A 16,390-nucleotide genomic window follows, 5' to 3' on the forward strand; every position below is an offset into this window, starting at 1 on the left:
TCAATCGCCCGTGACTGTGAGCCAGGTGGACCACGCTACCAGTAGTCCGACGGACGCCCCCGGCGCCCTCCACATTCGCACCGTTTCCCTCGGCGGCAGCGCGCTTTCGCGCGCCGTTCAATCCGGGCAGGTGGGACATGCCTGGTACGCCCCTCGTCCGACGTCGGCTTCCGAATGGGCGGCTCATGCCCGCACTGTTCGGGCATCGCTGGAAGGGACCGATTGGCTGACGGGGCTGGCACCGGCTTTTGCGGCCACCGGATTGGCCGCTGAGCGTCTGGCGCGGGCGGCGGCCGAGGGAGTGGTGGTAACCACGGGGCAACAACCCGGATTGTTCGGGGGGCCCATGTATACGTGGAGCAAGGCCATGAGCGCACTCGCGCTCGCCAATGAGCTGGAGCGCCAGACGGGGATGCCGGTCGCGCCGGTGTTCTGGGCGGCCAGCGACGACGCCGACTGGATGGAGGCGGCCGTCACCAATGTGGCCACCTCCAAGGGGTTGGTGAGCGCGTCGTTGGCGGGCCCGGCAACGGAAGGCGTGGCCATGAGCGACGTGCCCCTGGGGGATCTGCGGCCGGCGCGCGCCGTGCTGGCCGCCGGGTGCGGGTCTGCTGCCCATGCGTCAGTGCTCGAGCTCGTCGATGCCGCCTACGTGCCCCACGCGACCATTGGCGCGGCCTATGTGCAGCTGATGCGGGCCCTGCTGGAACCGTTGGGCATCGCGGTCCTTGATGCGGCGCATCCTGCGTTGCGCCACGCCGCCGATGGATTCCTTCGCCACGCTCTTCGGCAATCTTCGGCCGTGCACGAAGCCCTGCGCGTACGGGTGCAGGAGATCGAGGGGGCGGGCTTTGCACCGCAGGTCGATGTCGTGGATGGGCTGTCGCTCGTGTTCCGCTCACAGATTGCCAGCCAGGGCGATGAACTGCAGCGGGTGCGAGAGAGGGTCCCGGTGGCCGACGCCGCCAGCGTGGCACGCACGGCGGAAGCGGGAACGCTGGGCGCCAATGTCTTGCTGCGTCCGGTCATGGAACGCGCCGTCCTCCCCACGGTGTGTTACCTGGCAGGTCCCGGGGAGTTCGCCTACTTCGCGCAGGTGGCACCGGTTGCGTCGGCGTTGGGGGCGGCCGTGCCGGTGGCGGCGCCACGTTGGGCCTGTGAGCTCATCGAAGAAGAAACGCTGGCGCTGCAAGAGCGGTTGGGGCTGAGCGAGGCATCGCTGCGCGATCCGCACGCGGCCGAGCAGATCGTTGCACGGGCGCAGATGAACGAACACCTGGCGGACACCATGGAACGCCTGCGCGTCACGCTCGAGACGCAGGTGCGGGCGCTTCATGAGTCGTTGGCGGGGGACGACGCGCCCGTGGCGAGCGATGTGGTCCAGGGGCTGGCTCGCGATCTTGCGCACCGATTGGATCGTTTTGAGCGACGGGTGCTTGCCGGTGTGAAACGTCAGGAGACCGAGGTGCTGCGAGACGTGGCTGCGTTGCGCGCCGCGTTGCGTCCACACGGGCAGTCTCCGGAACGCGTCCTGAATCTGGTCCCGCTGCTGGCGCGCTTTGGTCCTGGCGTGTTGCGTCGCATGAGCGAAGCGGCGGAACCACATGCACGGGCGCTGGTGACGGGCACCGCGGCCACGGCATGAGTGAGGCGGGGGGCGGACGCTCGGCGTTCGTCGTTGGTGCGGGCATTCTGATCAGTCGAGTGGTCGGATTGCTGCGAAACACGGCCTTCGCCTATTTCTTTGGCGCCGGTGCTGCCTCTGATGCGTACAACGCCGCGTTCAAGATTCCGAATGCGGTGCGCAACCTCCTTGGAGAAGGCACGCTGTCCGCCGCTTTTGTGCCGGTCTACAGCCGACTGCTTGGGCAGGGAGATGCGGCGGCGGCGCGCGCGCTGGCCAATGCGGTACTGGGCCTGCTGCTGGTCGCCGTGAGCCTGCTGACCTTGGTGGGGATTGCTGGAGCGCCCGTGCTTACAGCCGTCTTGGCCCCGGGGTTTGATCACGAGACCCAACAGCTGGCGACGCGCCTCACACGCGTGCTCTTCCCCATGACGGGCGTCATGGTGCTGAGCGGATGGTGCCTCGGCATTCAGAATTCACATCGGCGCTTCTTCTGGTCGTATGCGAGTGCGGCTCTCTGGTCCGTAGCCCAGATCGTCTTGCTCCTCGTTTGGGGGCCACGCGCGCACGATGCGCAGCAACTGTCGCTGTGGTTGGCCTGGGCCACGCTGGCAGGTGCCCTCTTGCAGGTCGCTGGTCAGATGCCCGAAGTGCTTCGGCTCACCGGTCCCCTGCGCCCTACGCTGAATCGTGCCGCTGAAGGGGTTGGGCAGACGCTGCGCAATATCGTGCCGGTCGTGACCGCGCTCGGTGTGGTACAGATCTCCGGGTTTGTTGATCTGCAAATCGCGTCGTATCTCCCCGCCGGGGCTGCGACCAACATCACCTATGCCAACACGCTGGCGCTGTTGCCGGTGAGTCTGTTTGGCGTGTCGGTGGCCGCTGCCTCACTGCCCGAGTTTTCGCGCGACAGCGGGGCGATGGCCTTGGATGCGCTGCGTGAGCGCCTGCGCGGTGGCTGGCAGCGCATTCTCTTTTATGTGGTGCCGAGTACCATCGTGTTCATCGTCCTCGGTGATTATTGCGTGGGGGTGCTTTATCGCGCGGGGCAGTTCGGTGAAGCCGAGCAGCGTGTGGTGCACGCGGTGCTGGCGGGGTATGCCGTCGGGTTGGTGAGTTTCGGATCGGTCAAGCTGCTGGGCTCGGCGTTCTATGCGCTCCAGGACTATCGCACCCCCCTGCGAGCGTCCGTGGCGAGCATCACGGTGTCGGCGGCGGCGGCCGTGGCCATCGCCGTGCCCCTGCGCGCGTCACCGTATGCCACCGCCGGCATCGCTCTGGCATCGGCGATGGGATCGTATGTGAATCTGGCCGTGCTCGCGCGTGGACTGCGCCGGCGACTGGGAACGTTGTACACGCCGTCCATGTGGATGGGAACGCGACGAATCCTCGTGGCCGCGCTCTGTGCCGCCGTGGTCGGTGGGGGCGCGCGGGTCCTACACACCGCGTTCGCGCCCACGCTGCATGTGAGACTGGCGGCATTCCCCATATTCGCCGCGTTCGCAGTGGCCTACCTGGGCTCGGCGTGGTGGATGGGATCGGCGGAAGCGGCGCGGTGGCTGCGACGAGCGCCTCGTGCATCGAGGCACGGGTGAGGCGCGTATATGTCCACTAACGAGCAGTCGTCGGGAGAGATTGTCGCCTCGGTGTCCATCGATGCGCTGCCGATTCCGGACGATGAGTGGACCCGTGCGGCGCTGGCGCGCGGAATGCCACTCGCCGTTGCGCGACGCCTGCCGCATTTGCCGGAATCGCCCGGGGTGTACTTGTGGAAAGATGCCGACGGAGGTGTGCTGTATGTCGGCAAGGCCAAGCGTCTGCGTTCTCGGGTGCGCAGTTACTGGGCGCAGGATCACACCACCAGTCCCAAGACCCGCGGGTTGCTGCGCAAGGTGCAGGACCTCGATACCATCGTGGTGCCGAGCGAGGCGCATTCGCTCATTCTGGAATCCACGCTAATCAAGGAGTACCGCCCGCGCTTCAACATCGCGTTGCGGGATGACAAGTCGTATCCGTACATCAAGGTCACGGTGCATGAGCCGTTCCCGCGGGTGCTTGTGACGCGTCGGCTGCAGGACGATGGCGCCCGCTATTTTGGTCCGTATACGGATGTCGGGGCCATGCGGCGGGCGCTGAATGTGGTCAAGCGCATCTTTACGGTGCGCTCCTGTCATTACGCATTGCCGCGCGAGGCGCCGGAACGACCGTGCCTCGACTATTTCATCAAGCGGTGCAAAGCGCCGTGTGTCGGCTATCAGGGTACCGGCGAGTATCGCTCGATGATCGACGAGGTCGTGTGGTTCCTCGAGGGGCGCACCGGCGATGTGGTCCGTCATGTGCGGGAGCGCATGATGGAGGCGTCGGAGCGACTGGACTTTGAGCGCGCCGGCGAATTGCGGGATGCGCTGCGACACCTCGAAAAGATGGAAGAACCCACGGTGGTGTTGGAGGTCGAGGGCGGGGATCGTGATGTCGTGGGGTATGCCCGCGATGGCGAGGATGCATGCGTGGTCATCTTGCGCATTCGTGGTGGCAAGTTGTTGGCACGCGAACACCGACTGCTTGAACACGCCGAGGGAGAGGATGATGGTGCCGTGCTTGGCGCCTCATTGGCCCAGTGGTATCGCATGGCCGAGGCCCGTGCGGGTGATCTGCTGGTGCCGTTTGATTTCGAAGACCGGGACGTGCTGGAGGCTTCGCTCGAGGGCACGACCATCCGCGTACCCCAGCGGGGACCACGCCGGGCACTGGTGGACCTGGCGGACAAGAACGCGCAACATCTGCTCGAGGAGTTCAAGCTGGCGTCGCTGGAATCGGAAGAGCGCGCCGCAGATCCCGTGTATGAGCTCCAGCGCGAACTGGGATTACCCCGTCTTCCGCGGTCACTGGTGTGCTTTGATATCTCGCACGCGCAAGGCACCGATGTGGTGGCCAGTGCCGTGTGGTTTGAGAATGCGCGTCCCAAGCGCAGCGAGTACCGCAAGTTCAAGATTCAGATTTTTGAGGGGAATGATGACTTCAAATCCATGCATGAGGTGGTCACGCGCTATTTCAGGCGCCGCATGGATGAGGAAAAGCCGCTTCCGGATCTGGCGGTGATTGACGGCGGCAAAGGACAGTTGGGGGCTGCCCGCGAGGCGCTGACGGCGCTTGGGGTGACCCAGATGGGGCTGATCAGTCTCGCCAAGAAGGATGAAGAAATCTTCCTGCCTGGGCGCAGCGAAAGCGTACGATTGCCGCGGCGCTCGCCGGCCTTGCGCATGTTGCAGCAGGCGCGGGATGAGGCGCACCGGTTTGCGGTGACGTTCCAGCGCCAGAAGCGGGCCGCGCGTACCATCACGTCGGAGCTGCTGAAGATCCCCGGCATCGGCCCCACCAAACGGCGCGCCTTGCTGCATGTTTTTGGCAGTGTGCAAGGGGTCAAGGAAGCCGCCCTCGAGGAGATTGCGCGTGTCCCCGGGTTCGGCGAGTCCACCGCGCGCAAAGTGTTACTCTCGCTTGGGGTGGACCTTCCACTCCCCACGGCGGGCGCTTCTGGTGAAGTGTCCGCCGCCCCACCTGACGATCCGACCCCACCGTCCACCGACGAATGACGACTGCATCCTGGACGCTCCGCTGCTCGGCGTGCGACACGCCAGCCGCCCTTGAGCGCGCTTCCCTGTGCGGCGCCTGCGGACAACCGCTGTTTGCCCGTTACGCGCCCGTTGCCACGACGACGGAGCTGCGCCCCCGGTGGGATATGTGGCGGTATGCGCCCTTCATGCCACTGCTCGAGGGGGAAGCACCGGTCACCCTCGGCGAAGGACTGACGCCGCTGATCGAGTGCCAGCCGTTGGCCGATGCAGTGGGCGTGCGCCGATTGTGGATCAAGGACGAAGCGCAGAATCCGACGGCCTCGTTCAAGGCGCGTGGTATGAGCGCCGCCGTGACCCGCGCCCGGGCTGAAGGCTTTCCGGGGTTGGTGGTGCCGACCGCGGGAAACGCCGGTGCGGCCCTGGCGGCCTACGGAGCCGCGGCCGGTATGAAGGTGCGCGTGTATGCTCCCCGGACGACACCTCGCCCCATTCTCGATACGATCGACGCCATGGGGGCCGAATTGATCCGCATCGACGGCCACATTGGCGACGCGGGAAAGCTGGCCCTCGCGTATGCCGCAGAATCCGGGTACTTCGCGATTTCGACGTTGCGTGAGCCGTATCGCGTGGAAGGCATGAAGACCATGGGCTTCGAAATGGCCGAGCAGCTCGGATGGCGGGTCCCTGACGTGGTCGTCTACCCGACCGGAGGTGGCGAAGGGACGGTTGGGATCTGGAAGGCGTTGCAGGAACTCGCGGCGGGGGGCTGGATTCCCGCCGATCGGGTGCAACCGCAGTATGTGGTGGCGCAGGCGGCCGGCTGTGCGCCCATTGCCCGCGCCTTCGCCGCCGGTGCAGATCGGGCCGAACCCTGGGTCGATCCGGTGACCTACGCCAGCGGGCTGCGTGTCCCGTCGCCCTTGGGTGACCGGGTGCTGCTCCGAGTGCTTCGGGACACCCAGGGCGTTGCTGGTACCGCCACGGAGGAGGCCATTCGCGATTGGACCTTCCGGTTGGCGACCGCCACCGGGATCGACGCCGCCCCGGAAGGGGGATGTGCCCTGTCCGTTCTGCGCGATGCGGTGGTTGCGGGACGCATTGCATCCGATGCCGAGGTCGTGGTGTACAACACGGGCAGTGGCGCGTCGTACCGCGCATGACCGTATCTTTCGCGCGGCAGGTCAGCTCCTGCCGCATTCGACGGATTTTCGAGGAGTAGCGATGAAGGTTTCGATGTGGACGCGCGCCGCCGGCGTGGCATTCTTTTCAATGGTCGGTGGCGCGCTGTCGCCGCTGGCCTCACAGGCCACGTGCAGCGTGAACGATGGTAGCCCGTTTCAGTTGGGCGGCGCCAAGCAGTACGTGATCAAGGCGGCCAGTTCGAGAAACAACGATGAAATTCCCAAGCATCTGGCCAATGCGATTCGGCTGCTGACGGATAGCCCGGAGAAGATCAAGAACGAAGCCGGCCGTCAGTGGCTCCTGCTGCGTGCGTTCGCGCAATTCCGGAGCCAGCACGAAGGTGTGTTTGTGCTGAACCGCGGGGACATGGGGTACACCACCAATCCGAAGGGGTCGCAGAATCTGTTGCTGGCGGTGGACAGCGCCGCATCAGCGCTCGAGAAGATTGCTCCGCAGTGTGCCGAGGCCATCAAGGGCTATCGTCAGCAATTCTACGGCGACGTGTACAACAAGGCGGTGGCGTCGCTGCAGGCCAATCAGGATGACTCGGCCGCGACCTATGCGAACCTGGCGTTGATGGTGTCGCCGGCGGATCCGCGCCCGTGGAACGTGCTGTCCTCGGTGTATGGCAAGCAGAACAAGGTCGACAGCGCCACGATGGCCATGGAACGCATTCTTGCGCTGGCTGGCAGCGATACTCTGTACAAGCGCATCAAGCAGCAGAGCCGATACAACCTAGCCGTCATCAACCTCACCAAGGCAGAAAGTGGGGCAGGGGCGTCCAAGGATGCGGACATCAGCAAGGCGCGCGGGCTGCTGGAGGAATATCTGAAGGAGTCGCCGGGGGAGCCGAATGCGGCTCAGGCGCTCGCCCGCGCGTTGCGGCTGTCCGGCGATACGGCGGCCGTGGCCAACTTGTTCGGAGACATACTGTCTACGCCGGACAAGTTCACCGCGGACCAGCTTTTCGAGGCCGGATCAAACGCTGCAGCCAGCGGTCGCGACGAGGATGCGGTCAAATTGTTCGAAGCCGGTTTCAAGAAGAATCCCAATCACCGGAACGCGCTCTACAACTATGCCAACGCCCTGTTCTCCATGAAGGAGGCAGCCAAGATGGGGCCGGCCGTTCAGCGTCTGATGACGATCGATCCCAACTTCGAACGTGGATGGCGTCTGGTGGCCGGCTACTGGCAGCTGCGCTCGCGGGCGGAAACGGACGCAGCCAAGCGGAAGCCGTTCCAGGATTCCACGTTGTACTATCTCGATAAGCAGTCCAAGGTGAATCCCAAGGTGGACATTGTCGCCTCTGGGGCTGGCCGGACGGGGTATCAGATTCAGGGCTCGGTGTCGAATGGCGGGACGGCTGCGGGCAGCTGGACGATCAAGTTCGAGATTCTGGACGAGGCCGGGGCGGTGGTGGCGACGCGTGAGGTTGCCGTGGGGCCCATTGAGGCCGGCTCGGCGATGACCTTCAGTGTGACGGTAGAAGCGCCCAAAGGTGTGGCCTTCCGATACGCGCCCATCAAGTAAGGCGCGTGGTAGGAAGGTGTTGAAGAACGCCGAAGTCCATGAAATTGATTGACTTCGGGGCTCCCAGTTCGTAGATTTTCTCAGGTGGGCGACGACGCTTCTGTCGTCGCCCGTTTGGTTTACCGGGGGAGGGCCATCGGGCCTCGCCCCCGTTTTCGTCCCGGGTCATGGTTCGCGTCACACACGTCGAGCCGGGAAGTATTGCCGATCAGGTCGGCATCGTTCCCGGTACCGAGCTGCTCGCCATCAACGAACGGCCGTTGGAGGACTTCCTGGATTGGGAGTTTCTGACGGCCGAAGAGTCGTTTGTGGTTTCGGCGCGACAGCCCGACGGCACGGTGGTCGAATACGACATCGAGCGAACGGACGGGGACTCCATGGGCGTGGAGTTGGCGCCCCCCACCGTTCGGCGCTGTGCGAACCGCTGCGAGTTCTGTTTTATCGAAGGACTCCCCAAGGGGCTGCGCAAGGGACTCTATATACGCGACGACGACTACCGGCTGTCGTTTGCCTACGGCAACTTCGCCACGCTGTCGAACGTCAAGGAGCGCGATATCGCGCGCATCCTGGAGTACCGACTGTCTCCGCTGTACGTGTCGGTCCACGCGACCCCGTGGGAAGCACGCAAGGTGCTGCTCAACAATCCACGAGTGCCCAACATCGTAGAACAGCTCACGCGCCTGGCCGATGGCGGTATTCAGTTCCACTGCCAAATGGTCATTGTGCCTGGCATCAACGATGGTGAGGTCTTGGAGCAGTCGCTCACTGATCTCTGGAATCTCGGCGAGGCCGTCATGTCGATCGCCCTCGTTCCGGTTGGTGTCACGCAGTTCTCGCATCTGTACACCGGCAAGCCCATGGATGCCGGGAACGCCGGGGGGCTACTCGACGCGGTGCACCGCTGGGAAGAGCGGGCCCTCGAAGAGCGCGGCGACCGCTGGGTGTTCGGTTCCGATGAACTGTATCTGCTGGCCGGCGAGGAGCTGCCGGATGAAGAGCACTATGGCGAGTTCTCTCAGATCGAGAACGGTGTGGGGGCCGTAACCTCACTCCGGGCCCGGGTACGTGATGGACTGTCGCAACTGCCACGCCTCGATGGCCGCCGCATCGGCGTAGTGACCGGTACATCCATGGTACCGCTCATGCCGGACCTGCTTGCACAGCTTACCGAGGCGACCGGAGCACAGTTCGTGCTCATCCCCACGGAGAATTCGCTGTTCGGGCCCACCACGACCACCGCTGGACTGCTGGTTGGCGCCGACATCCGTCGCGCACTCGCGGAACGGTCTGACCTTGATATGGCGCTCATTCCGGCCGAGTGCATCAACGACAATGGCCTCTTCCTCGACGAAGAGTCGTTCATCGCGGTACGCGAGTCGTTGCCCATGCCGGTATTTCCCTCGTACGACTTCATTGACGCGCTCGTCCCCGAGGGGGATGCGGCGGTCGTTCCCGCCGCCTGATCCGTTCGCATGAGCATTCCCGTCGTAGCAATCGTTGGTCGCCCCAATGTGGGCAAATCACATTTGTTCAACCGCATCATTGGCGAGGCAACGGCCATTGTCAGTGATGAGGCTGGCACCACGCGCGACCGGCACTTTGGGCGCGCCGAGTGGGCCGGTCATGATTTCTGGTTGGTCGATACCGGTGGTCTGGTCGAGGATTCCAACCTGCCCATGGATGTGGCGATCCGCCGCCAGGTGATGGAAGCCATCGAAGAAGCTGATCTCATGCTCTTCGTGTGCGATGCGCGGGTTGGCGTGCACCCCAGCGACGCCCGCATCATGGATCTGTTGCGCAACTCCCAGAAGCCATGGTTGCTGGTCGCCAACAAAGTCGACAATCCCGAGAGCGCCGACTATTTCGAGTTCTATCGGTTGGGGGTCACCGAGGTGTATCCGGTGTCGGCCTCCAACGGCAAAGGATCGGGAGACCTGCTGGACGCGGTCGTTGGCGCCATTCCGGTCACGGACGAGGAAATCCCGGAAGCAATTCGTGTTGCCGTCATTGGTCGCCCCAATGTTGGCAAGTCCAGTTTCGTGAACCGCCTGCTTGGCGAAGACCGACTGGTGGTCCACGACGAATCCGGGACCACGCGAGACGCAATCGACGCGCCCATGCGCTACCACGACAACGAGCTCATTTTCGTCGATACCGCCGGTTTGCGCCGGCAATCCAAGATCGATGACGGGGTGGAGTTCTATTCGTCGCTGCGCACCCGGCGTGCGATCGAATCGTCGGATGTGTGCATCCTGATGATTGATGCCACCGAGGGCATGCAGAATCAGGATCTCAAGATTGCCACGATGGCCTGGGAGGCCGGTCGCGGTCTGATCATGGTGATCAACAAATGGGATCTGTTCGAGGACAAGACCGACAAGAGCGCGGAGAAATTCCGCAAGGATGCGGCCGAAAAAGTGCCGTATTTCAAGTTCGTGCCGTTCCTGTTCACCAGCGCCATTACCGGTCAGCGTGTCACGAAGGCGCTTGATCTCGTGCTCCAGGTTCAGGAGCAGCGCACGCGTCGCATCTCCACCTCCCAGGTGAATGACGCGCTGGAACAGCTGATCGCGCGACTGCAACCTCCGCAGGCCGCGGGGCGCGAAGTGAAGCTCAATTACGCCACACAGGTGGAAGTGTCACCACCAACCATTGCGGTGTTCGGGAATAACCCGGAAGCCATTCCAGAGCATTACATCCGCTACCTGCACAACGGATTCCGGGAAATCTGGGGATTCACCGGCTCACCCTTGCGCATCATTCTGCGGAGAAAGAACAGTTGAGCGGTGTGTCCATGCCACTCTGGACATTCGGTGCGGCGTATCTCGCCGGATCGTTTCCCACGGCGTACATCGTGGGAAAGGCCAATGGCGTGGATCTTCGCACGGTGGGCTCCGGAAATCTCGGCGCGACCAATGTGTTCCGGACGCTCGGTTGGAAGTGGGGACTGCTCGTCTATCTCGTTGATGGCCTGAAAGGACTGCTCCCGACGTTGCTTCTGCCCGGGGCCGTTGGTGCGGCTGGTGGGTGGCCGTGGGGAGTCGCCGTTGGGGTGCTCACCATTCTGGGGCATGTCAAACCCGTTTTCCTCATGGGGAAGGGCGGCGGGAAGGGAGTGGCAACTGCCAGTGGCGTGTTCTTCGCATTGGCACCAGTTGCCGGTGCCTTCGCGGTGCTTGCGTTCGCGCTGGTCGTCTCCCTGACACGCTATGTCTCGCTGGCTTCGCTGGTGGGGGCCGCTGTGTTGCCCGTGGCCATTCTGGTGCAGGCGGGTGCGGTGACGCCCCTGATGCTCGTGAGTCTTGCCATTTCGGCGTTTGTGTTCTGGACGCACCGTGAGAACATCGGGCGTCTCCTCCGTGGTGAAGAACGGCGTATCGGCCGCGGCAGCTCAACGCCGTCCGAAGGATCGCGATCATGACGCCGTGCACCCCCCGCTTTCTGAGGGAGCACCAGTGACGCAAACGCCCATGCGGTGCACCGTGGTTGGCGGTGGTGCCTGGGGAACGGCCATCGCCGATCGGTTGGCACGCAATGGTCTTGCCACAATCCTGTGGGCGCGGGAAACGGACGTCGTGGACGCCGTCAATTCACGTCATGAGAATCCACGGTTTCTCCCCACGATCGCCTTGGCTCCCAATCTGGTGGCGAGTGGCGATATGGCCGCCGCCCTGCACGGAGCGCAACTCGTGGTGTATGCCGCGCCCTCCCATGTGCTACGCACGGTGGTGGCGAGCTGTGCGCAGCACATCGCGCCGGGGGCCGTGTTGTCCGTGGCCACCAAGGGCATTGAGCGGGAAACGCTTGCCCTCATGACCGATGTGGTCGGCGAGGCGGCCCCCGGGCATGCCGTGGTGGCCGTGAGTGGTCCGAGCTTTGCCGCTGAGGTAGCGCAGGGACAGCCGACGGCCGTTGTCGCAGCGTGTGCACACCATGAGGCGGCGAAGCTGGTGCAGTCCGCCATGAGTGCTGCCGCGTTTCGTGTCTACACCAGCGACGACGTGGTGGGGGTGGAGTTGGGGGGCGCTCTCAAGAACGTCATGGCGGTGGCCACGGGGATTCTGGACGGCCTTGGCCTCGGTTTCAACCCGCGAGCGGCCCTCATGACGCGCGGGCTTGCCGAGATGACGCGCTTGGGGGTGGCCCTTGGCGCCAAGAGTGACACCTTCGCCGGATTGGCCGGACTTGGCGATCTGGTGCTTACGTGCACCGGTGCCCTCTCGCGCAATCGCGCTGTGGGCGTGGCCATCGGACAGGGGCAAAGTCTCGAAGAGGCACTCGCCGGAAAGGACAGCGTAGCCGAAGGAGTGCTCAACACGCAGAGTGCCAAGGCACTGGCCGACAAGGTCGGCGTCGAAATGCCCATCGTTGACGCCACCCATCGCATCCTGTTTGACGGATGGTCCCCCCGCGATGCCGTGGCGGAGCTCATGGCGCGTGAACTGCGGCCGGAGCGGGACTGATCGTGGCCGGCGCTCGCGGAGAACTGGTCCAGGAGTTTTACTCCATTGGTGACGTGTGTACGCTCACTGAGCTCAAGCCGCACGTGCTTCGGTACTGGGAGAGTCAGTTCAAGCTCCTCAACCCGGCCAAGAATCGCAGCGGAAATCGCGTCTACTCACGACGCGAGGTGGAACTCATTCTGCTGGTCAAGCACTTGCTGTACACCGAGAAGTACACTATCGACGGCGCGCGTCAGAAGCTCGATGAGCACCGCAAAGGTGGGTCACTTCGTCCGGCCGCGCGAGCCGCACTCGAAGTCGAAGCATTGGAAAGTCTTGAACGTGAGCTGGCCGACCTCCAGGCGCTGCTCGACGATACGCTGCGCTGACCCCATACCGTACCTATGCGCATTCTTCTGAGTAATGACGACGGAATTCTGGCCAAGGGACTGAGCGTGCTGGAGCAGGCCGCCACGCCGTTGGGAGACATTCACGTCGTCGCCCCCGATCGCGAGCAAAGCGCCACGAGCCACTCGCTCACACTGCATCACCCGTTGCGCCCCGTGCGGCTCAGTGAGAAGCGGTGGCAAGTGGACGGCACGCCAACGGATTGTGTGATGTTGGCGTGTGAAGCGCTGCTGGACGAACGTCCGGAATACGTGATCAGCGGCATCAATCACGGCCCCAACATGGGTGAGGATGTGCTGTACAGCGGCACGGTCGCGGCGGCCATGGAAGGGCTTGCCCTGGGTATCCCGGCGATCGCGTTGTCCTTTGGCGGCAGTGTGCTGCGTGCAGATGCCATTCTCGATACGCAGGTCACGCAGATCCGGACGTTGCTTGATCATCTCATGCACCTTCCGCAATTCCCGTCCGATACGTTGTTGAATGTGAACTTGCCAGCGGTCCCGGGAAACGAGATCAAAGGCATCAAGCTCACGCGATTGGGCCGGCGCGTGTTCAGCGACTCCATCACGAAGATGAAGGATCCGTGGGGTCGGGAAATCCTCTGGATCGGTGGTGGCAGCGTGGAGTGGAGCGGCGCGGCCGACAGTGATTTCCGGGCGGTGCACGACGGCTACATCTCGGTCACACCGTTGCACCTCGATCTCACGCATCGGGATGTCCTTAACGCGGCGACGGATTGGTGGCGGGAACCGTAGAGCCGGAATTCCGGGGCCCACGTCGGCGTCTGGTTGAAGCGCTGCAGGACAAGGGGATCAAGGATCTCGCACTCCTGCGCGCCATCGATACCGTGCCGCGGCATCTGTTCGTGCCGTCCACGGTGCGTCACCGCGCCTACGAAGACTCGGCCTTGCCCATTGGAAGTGGGCAGACCATTTCCCAACCGTATGTTCACGCCCGGTCGGTCGAGCAACTCATGCTCACGGGCCAAGAGAAGGTGTTGGAAATCGGCACGGGATCTGCTTATCAGACCGCGTTGCTCTCGCATCTCGCGGCTCAAGTGTTCTCCGTAGAGCGCTACCGTGAGTTGCTCGACAAGGCGCGTCCCATTTTGCAGCAGGCGAATGTGCGCAACGTCTCGCTCTCTTTGGGTGATGGCACGCTCGGATGGCGGGAGTATGCGCCGTACGACGGGATTGTGGTGAGCGCCGGAGCACCACATGTCCCGCAGGCCCTCGAGGACCAACTCGCAGAGGGCGGGCGCCTGCTGATTCCGATCGGCGACAAGGAGGAGCAGATGCTGACCCTGTTCACAAAACGAGCGGGGCGTCTGGAAAGGCGTGACATCACCCCGGTCCGCTTCGTCCCCCTCATTGGGGCGCAGGGTTGGCCGGGATAATTCTCCCCGAGCCGGAATTGCGCCCCGGCTGGCCGTAGTTCATCTTCGCCCACCCGAAGCACGGATGCCTCGGAGGGCGCGCCCCGCGCACCACGGTCCTGATTCCTATGTCCACTCCGTACCAGTCTTCCCTCACCTCGGCCCACGCGCCGGTACTCCGGTCCGCCTTGCCGCCCTACGCGGCACCGGCGCCGGCTACCCCGATGACGGTGGCCATGCCACGGGTACGACCGTTCATCCCGGAGCCATGGCGAACCGCCATGGCAGCGTCAGAGGCGGTGATGGCGGAGGCAGCCGGTGTGGAGTCGATCGGCGCGGAGCCAGTCGTTCCGGTCGTGACGAACCTCATGAGCACGATGGTGGTGCGGGATGAGGAACGGGCCGAAGAGGGCGTGTCCTCGGTCATGGAGGTGCCCGAGCGGATCCCACCGTACCGGCCGCTCCGACCCACGCCGATCATGACGCCGGCCATTCGGACGCCATTGTATATCCCCTCCATCCCTGTGCCGTCGGCACCAGCCGCCATGGTTGACGAAGGGGAAATTGCGCCGCTTTTGTTGACCACGAATGAGTTTGCGGCGCCTCTGGCGTTGCGGCCAACGCTCTCGTCCGTAGACGCAGTGGCCGTCCCCGACCACGATGAGCCAATGGCTGACGCAGTCGGGAACGTCCCGCAAACGGAGCAGGTGGCCCCCGCTCCGGAAGCGGTTACGCCGCCAACGCTCGCGACCGATGGCACGTCGGAGTTGCCCTGGATCGAAGCGTTTCTCGCGGCCACACCGGCGGTACCGATGCGGTCGGTGCCCACCCCACTGGTGAGCCAGATTGTCGAAGCGGCGTCACTGGATACGCTTCCCGACGCAGCCGCGGCTGAACCGCCCGCGGAGGAATGGCCATTACAGGACGCGGCCGAGGAATTCCGTGCCTTGAGTGCACAGATGGACATTCCGGCCACCCCCGCCGAAGCTGATGCGATGGCTCAGGATGCCCTCGCGCCCGACGCGCTGTTTTCGGGGCCCGCCGATCCTGCCCCTCTCCCGGCATGGAGCGACGACGATCTGATGGACATCATGCCCATCCGTCACTCCGGAAAAACGCCCCTCTCCAACCCAGCGGTGCAGGGTGATGGGGATCTGTGGGCCGAGCGCGCACGCAAGGCACAGGAGGAGGCACAGGTGTTCAAAGCAATGGCCGCTGCCCCACCCGCGCCGGAACTGCCGGCGGCAGACGCCACCGCTGAGGAGGCCGCGCACGCGCTCGAAGTGCTTGCTCGTCGCGTCCGGGCGGGAGAATTGATGCTGCCCAGTTACGATCCTCGCATGGGAGAACCGGCTGCCCTGGTCGCGGCCCTCGCGGCACTGCTCGGCGTCCGACTCCGCTGACCTATGGGGGGGCGTCGGTTATAGTTGAGGAATGACGACACCCACCCTCACCGATCGACTGTCCCAGGTCATTCGGGATGTCCCTGACTTCCCCTCTGCCGGAATTCTGTTCAAGGACATCACCCCGGTGCTTGCCGATCCCGCGCTGATGCGCGAGACCCTGAGCAGCATGGCGGAGCCTGTTGTTGGTGCCGGGATCACGCATGTGGTGGCGGTGGAGAGCCGCGGATTTCTCTTCGGGATGCCATTGGCGCTCGAACTCGGCGTGGCCTTCGCGCCCGCCCGGAAGCCAGGAAAACTTCCCTGGCATACCGTACGCGAAGCGTACACGCTGGAATACCGAAGTGATGTCCTTGAGATGCACGAAGACGCGCTCACCCTCGGGATGCCCGGGGCGGGTCGCCCCCGTGTTCTCGTGGTGGATGACGTGCTCGCCACCGGAGGAACAGCGGCGGCCACGTGCCGACTGGTGGAGCGGCTCGGCGGCGAGGTGGTTGCTGTGTCGGTCCTGGTCGAGTTGGGATTTCTGGATGGGCGCAGCCGCTTGCCCGGGCGCCGAGTGGTACCAGTTGTCCGCTACTGAGCCGTCGATCGCCACAAGGAATTGCAGACGGTGCAGGGGACCCGCTGACGGCGGGGGCAACATGTTGTAGAATGTGACTGTTGCTGAACAGCTGTGCGGTGGGGGTATCCTCCATCGCTGGTTCGCCCCCGTAGCTCAGTTGGATAGAGCACTCGTTTCCTAAATGAGGGGTCGCAGGTTCGAACCCTGCCGGGGGCACTCATGAATTCTGTTGCCTACGCACAGCGCGATGTGACACGGCCGGAAAGATGACCCGGAATGGGTGCCT

The 16,390-nt window shown here is 64.1% G+C and carries 14 protein-coding genes and 1 tRNA gene; all 15 read left to right on the top strand.

From position 1 onward, the window contains the following. The first annotated feature begins 10 nt into the window (after positions 1-10). Positions 11-1,645, top strand: a complete 1,635-nt coding sequence (gene bshC / locus GEMMAAP_RS08795; protein WP_158514790.1) for a bacillithiol biosynthesis protein BshC — start codon at positions 11-13, stop codon at positions 1,643-1,645. Then, positions 1,642-3,219, top strand: a complete 1,578-nt coding sequence (gene murJ / locus GEMMAAP_RS08800; RefSeq protein ID WP_053334547.1) for a murein biosynthesis integral membrane protein MurJ — start codon at positions 1,642-1,644, stop codon at positions 3,217-3,219. Before bshC ends, murJ begins: the two co-directional genes overlap by 4 nt. Before the next feature lie 9 nt (positions 3,220-3,228). Beyond that, positions 3,229-5,217 (top strand): excinuclease ABC subunit UvrC, encoded by a 1,989-nt coding sequence (uvrC, locus tag GEMMAAP_RS08805; RefSeq protein WP_053334546.1) that lies wholly within the window; start codon positions 3,229-3,231, stop codon positions 5,215-5,217. After that, the gene (locus tag GEMMAAP_RS08810; protein WP_026850845.1) at positions 5,214-6,359 is read left to right on the top strand and encodes a threonine synthase; all 1,146 of its coding nucleotides are present in this window, start codon (positions 5,214-5,216) and stop codon (positions 6,357-6,359) included. The genes uvrC and GEMMAAP_RS08810 overlap by 4 nt, the downstream gene beginning before the upstream one ends. Before the next feature lie 61 nt (positions 6,360-6,420). Continuing rightward, positions 6,421-7,911, top strand: a complete 1,491-nt coding sequence (locus GEMMAAP_RS08815) for an FxLYD domain-containing protein (RefSeq protein WP_043581659.1) — start codon at positions 6,421-6,423, stop codon at positions 7,909-7,911. 167 nt (positions 7,912-8,078) lie between these two features. Next, positions 8,079-9,374 carry a DUF512 domain-containing protein gene (locus tag GEMMAAP_RS08820; RefSeq protein WP_053334544.1) on the top strand — a complete coding sequence of 432 codons (1,296 nt, stop codon included), beginning with the start codon at positions 8,079-8,081 and terminating at the stop codon, positions 9,372-9,374. A gap of 9 nt (positions 9,375-9,383) precedes the next feature. Continuing rightward, on the top strand, positions 9,384-10,694 hold the full coding sequence (gene der / locus GEMMAAP_RS08825; RefSeq protein WP_026850843.1) for a ribosome biogenesis GTPase Der: 1,311 nt from the start codon (positions 9,384-9,386) through the stop codon (positions 10,692-10,694). Positions 10,695-10,705: 11 nt separating this feature from the next. Then, a complete protein-coding gene (plsY, locus tag GEMMAAP_RS08830; protein WP_043581658.1) occupies positions 10,706-11,332 on the top strand; it encodes a glycerol-3-phosphate 1-O-acyltransferase PlsY in 627 nt (208 codons plus the stop codon). Between the two features lie 49 nt (positions 11,333-11,381). Then, on the top strand, positions 11,382-12,374 hold the full coding sequence (locus tag GEMMAAP_RS08835; RefSeq protein WP_026850841.1) for an NAD(P)H-dependent glycerol-3-phosphate dehydrogenase: 993 nt from the start codon (positions 11,382-11,384) through the stop codon (positions 12,372-12,374). A gap of 2 nt (positions 12,375-12,376) precedes the next feature. After that, positions 12,377-12,742 carry a MerR family transcriptional regulator gene (locus GEMMAAP_RS08840; RefSeq protein ID WP_043581657.1) on the top strand — a complete coding sequence of 122 codons (366 nt, stop codon included), beginning with the start codon at positions 12,377-12,379 and terminating at the stop codon, positions 12,740-12,742. Between the two features lie 15 nt (positions 12,743-12,757). After that, the gene (gene surE, locus GEMMAAP_RS08845) at positions 12,758-13,516 is read left to right on the top strand and encodes a 5'/3'-nucleotidase SurE (RefSeq protein ID WP_026850839.1); all 759 of its coding nucleotides are present in this window, start codon (positions 12,758-12,760) and stop codon (positions 13,514-13,516) included. Continuing rightward, positions 13,501-14,157 carry a protein-L-isoaspartate(D-aspartate) O-methyltransferase gene (locus GEMMAAP_RS08850; protein ID WP_238588199.1) on the top strand — a complete coding sequence of 219 codons (657 nt, stop codon included), beginning with the start codon at positions 13,501-13,503 and terminating at the stop codon, positions 14,155-14,157. The genes surE and GEMMAAP_RS08850 overlap by 16 nt, the downstream gene beginning before the upstream one ends. Before the next feature lie 107 nt (positions 14,158-14,264). Beyond that, complete coding sequence (locus GEMMAAP_RS08855) at positions 14,265-15,539, top strand: hypothetical protein (protein ID WP_145979071.1); 1,275 nt, start codon at positions 14,265-14,267, stop codon at positions 15,537-15,539. 31 nt (positions 15,540-15,570) lie between these two features. After that, positions 15,571-16,122 (top strand): adenine phosphoribosyltransferase, encoded by a 552-nt coding sequence (locus GEMMAAP_RS08860; protein ID WP_026850836.1) that lies wholly within the window; start codon positions 15,571-15,573, stop codon positions 16,120-16,122. 124 nt (positions 16,123-16,246) lie between these two features. Next, positions 16,247-16,320: transfer RNA gene (locus GEMMAAP_RS08865), tRNA-Arg, on the top strand. Positions 16,321-16,390 lie beyond the last annotated feature (70 nt).

Origin of the sequence: Gemmatimonas phototrophica, from assembly GCF_000695095.2 — a bacterium.
Taxonomy (GTDB): Bacteria; Gemmatimonadota; Gemmatimonadetes; order Gemmatimonadales; family Gemmatimonadaceae; genus Gemmatimonas; species Gemmatimonas phototrophica.

Bases quoted from the DNA above. Each gene is read 5' to 3' on its own strand.
- murJ (WP_053334547.1), top strand. From the start codon at position 1,642: ATGAGTGAGGCGGGGGGCGGACGCTCGGCGTTCGTCGTTGGTGCGGGC.
- uvrC (WP_053334546.1), top strand. From the start codon at position 3,229: ATGTCCACTAACGAGCAGTCGTCGGGAGAGATTGTCGCCTCGGTGTCC.
- GEMMAAP_RS08810 (WP_026850845.1), top strand. From the start codon at position 5,214: ATGACGACTGCATCCTGGACGCTCCGCTGCTCGGCGTGCGACACGCCA.
- GEMMAAP_RS08815 (WP_043581659.1), top strand. From the start codon at position 6,421: ATGAAGGTTTCGATGTGGACGCGCGCCGCCGGCGTGGCATTCTTTTCA.
- GEMMAAP_RS08820 (WP_053334544.1), top strand. From the start codon at position 8,079: ATGGTTCGCGTCACACACGTCGAGCCGGGAAGTATTGCCGATCAGGTC.
- der (WP_026850843.1), top strand. From the start codon at position 9,384: ATGAGCATTCCCGTCGTAGCAATCGTTGGTCGCCCCAATGTGGGCAAA.
- plsY (WP_043581658.1), top strand. From the start codon at position 10,706: ATGCCACTCTGGACATTCGGTGCGGCGTATCTCGCCGGATCGTTTCCC.
- GEMMAAP_RS08835 (WP_026850841.1), top strand. From the start codon at position 11,382: ATGCGGTGCACCGTGGTTGGCGGTGGTGCCTGGGGAACGGCCATCGCC.
- surE (WP_026850839.1), top strand. From the start codon at position 12,758: ATGCGCATTCTTCTGAGTAATGACGACGGAATTCTGGCCAAGGGACTG.
- GEMMAAP_RS08855 (WP_145979071.1), top strand. From the start codon at position 14,265: ATGTCCACTCCGTACCAGTCTTCCCTCACCTCGGCCCACGCGCCGGTA.
- GEMMAAP_RS08860 (WP_026850836.1), top strand. From the start codon at position 15,571: ATGACGACACCCACCCTCACCGATCGACTGTCCCAGGTCATTCGGGAT.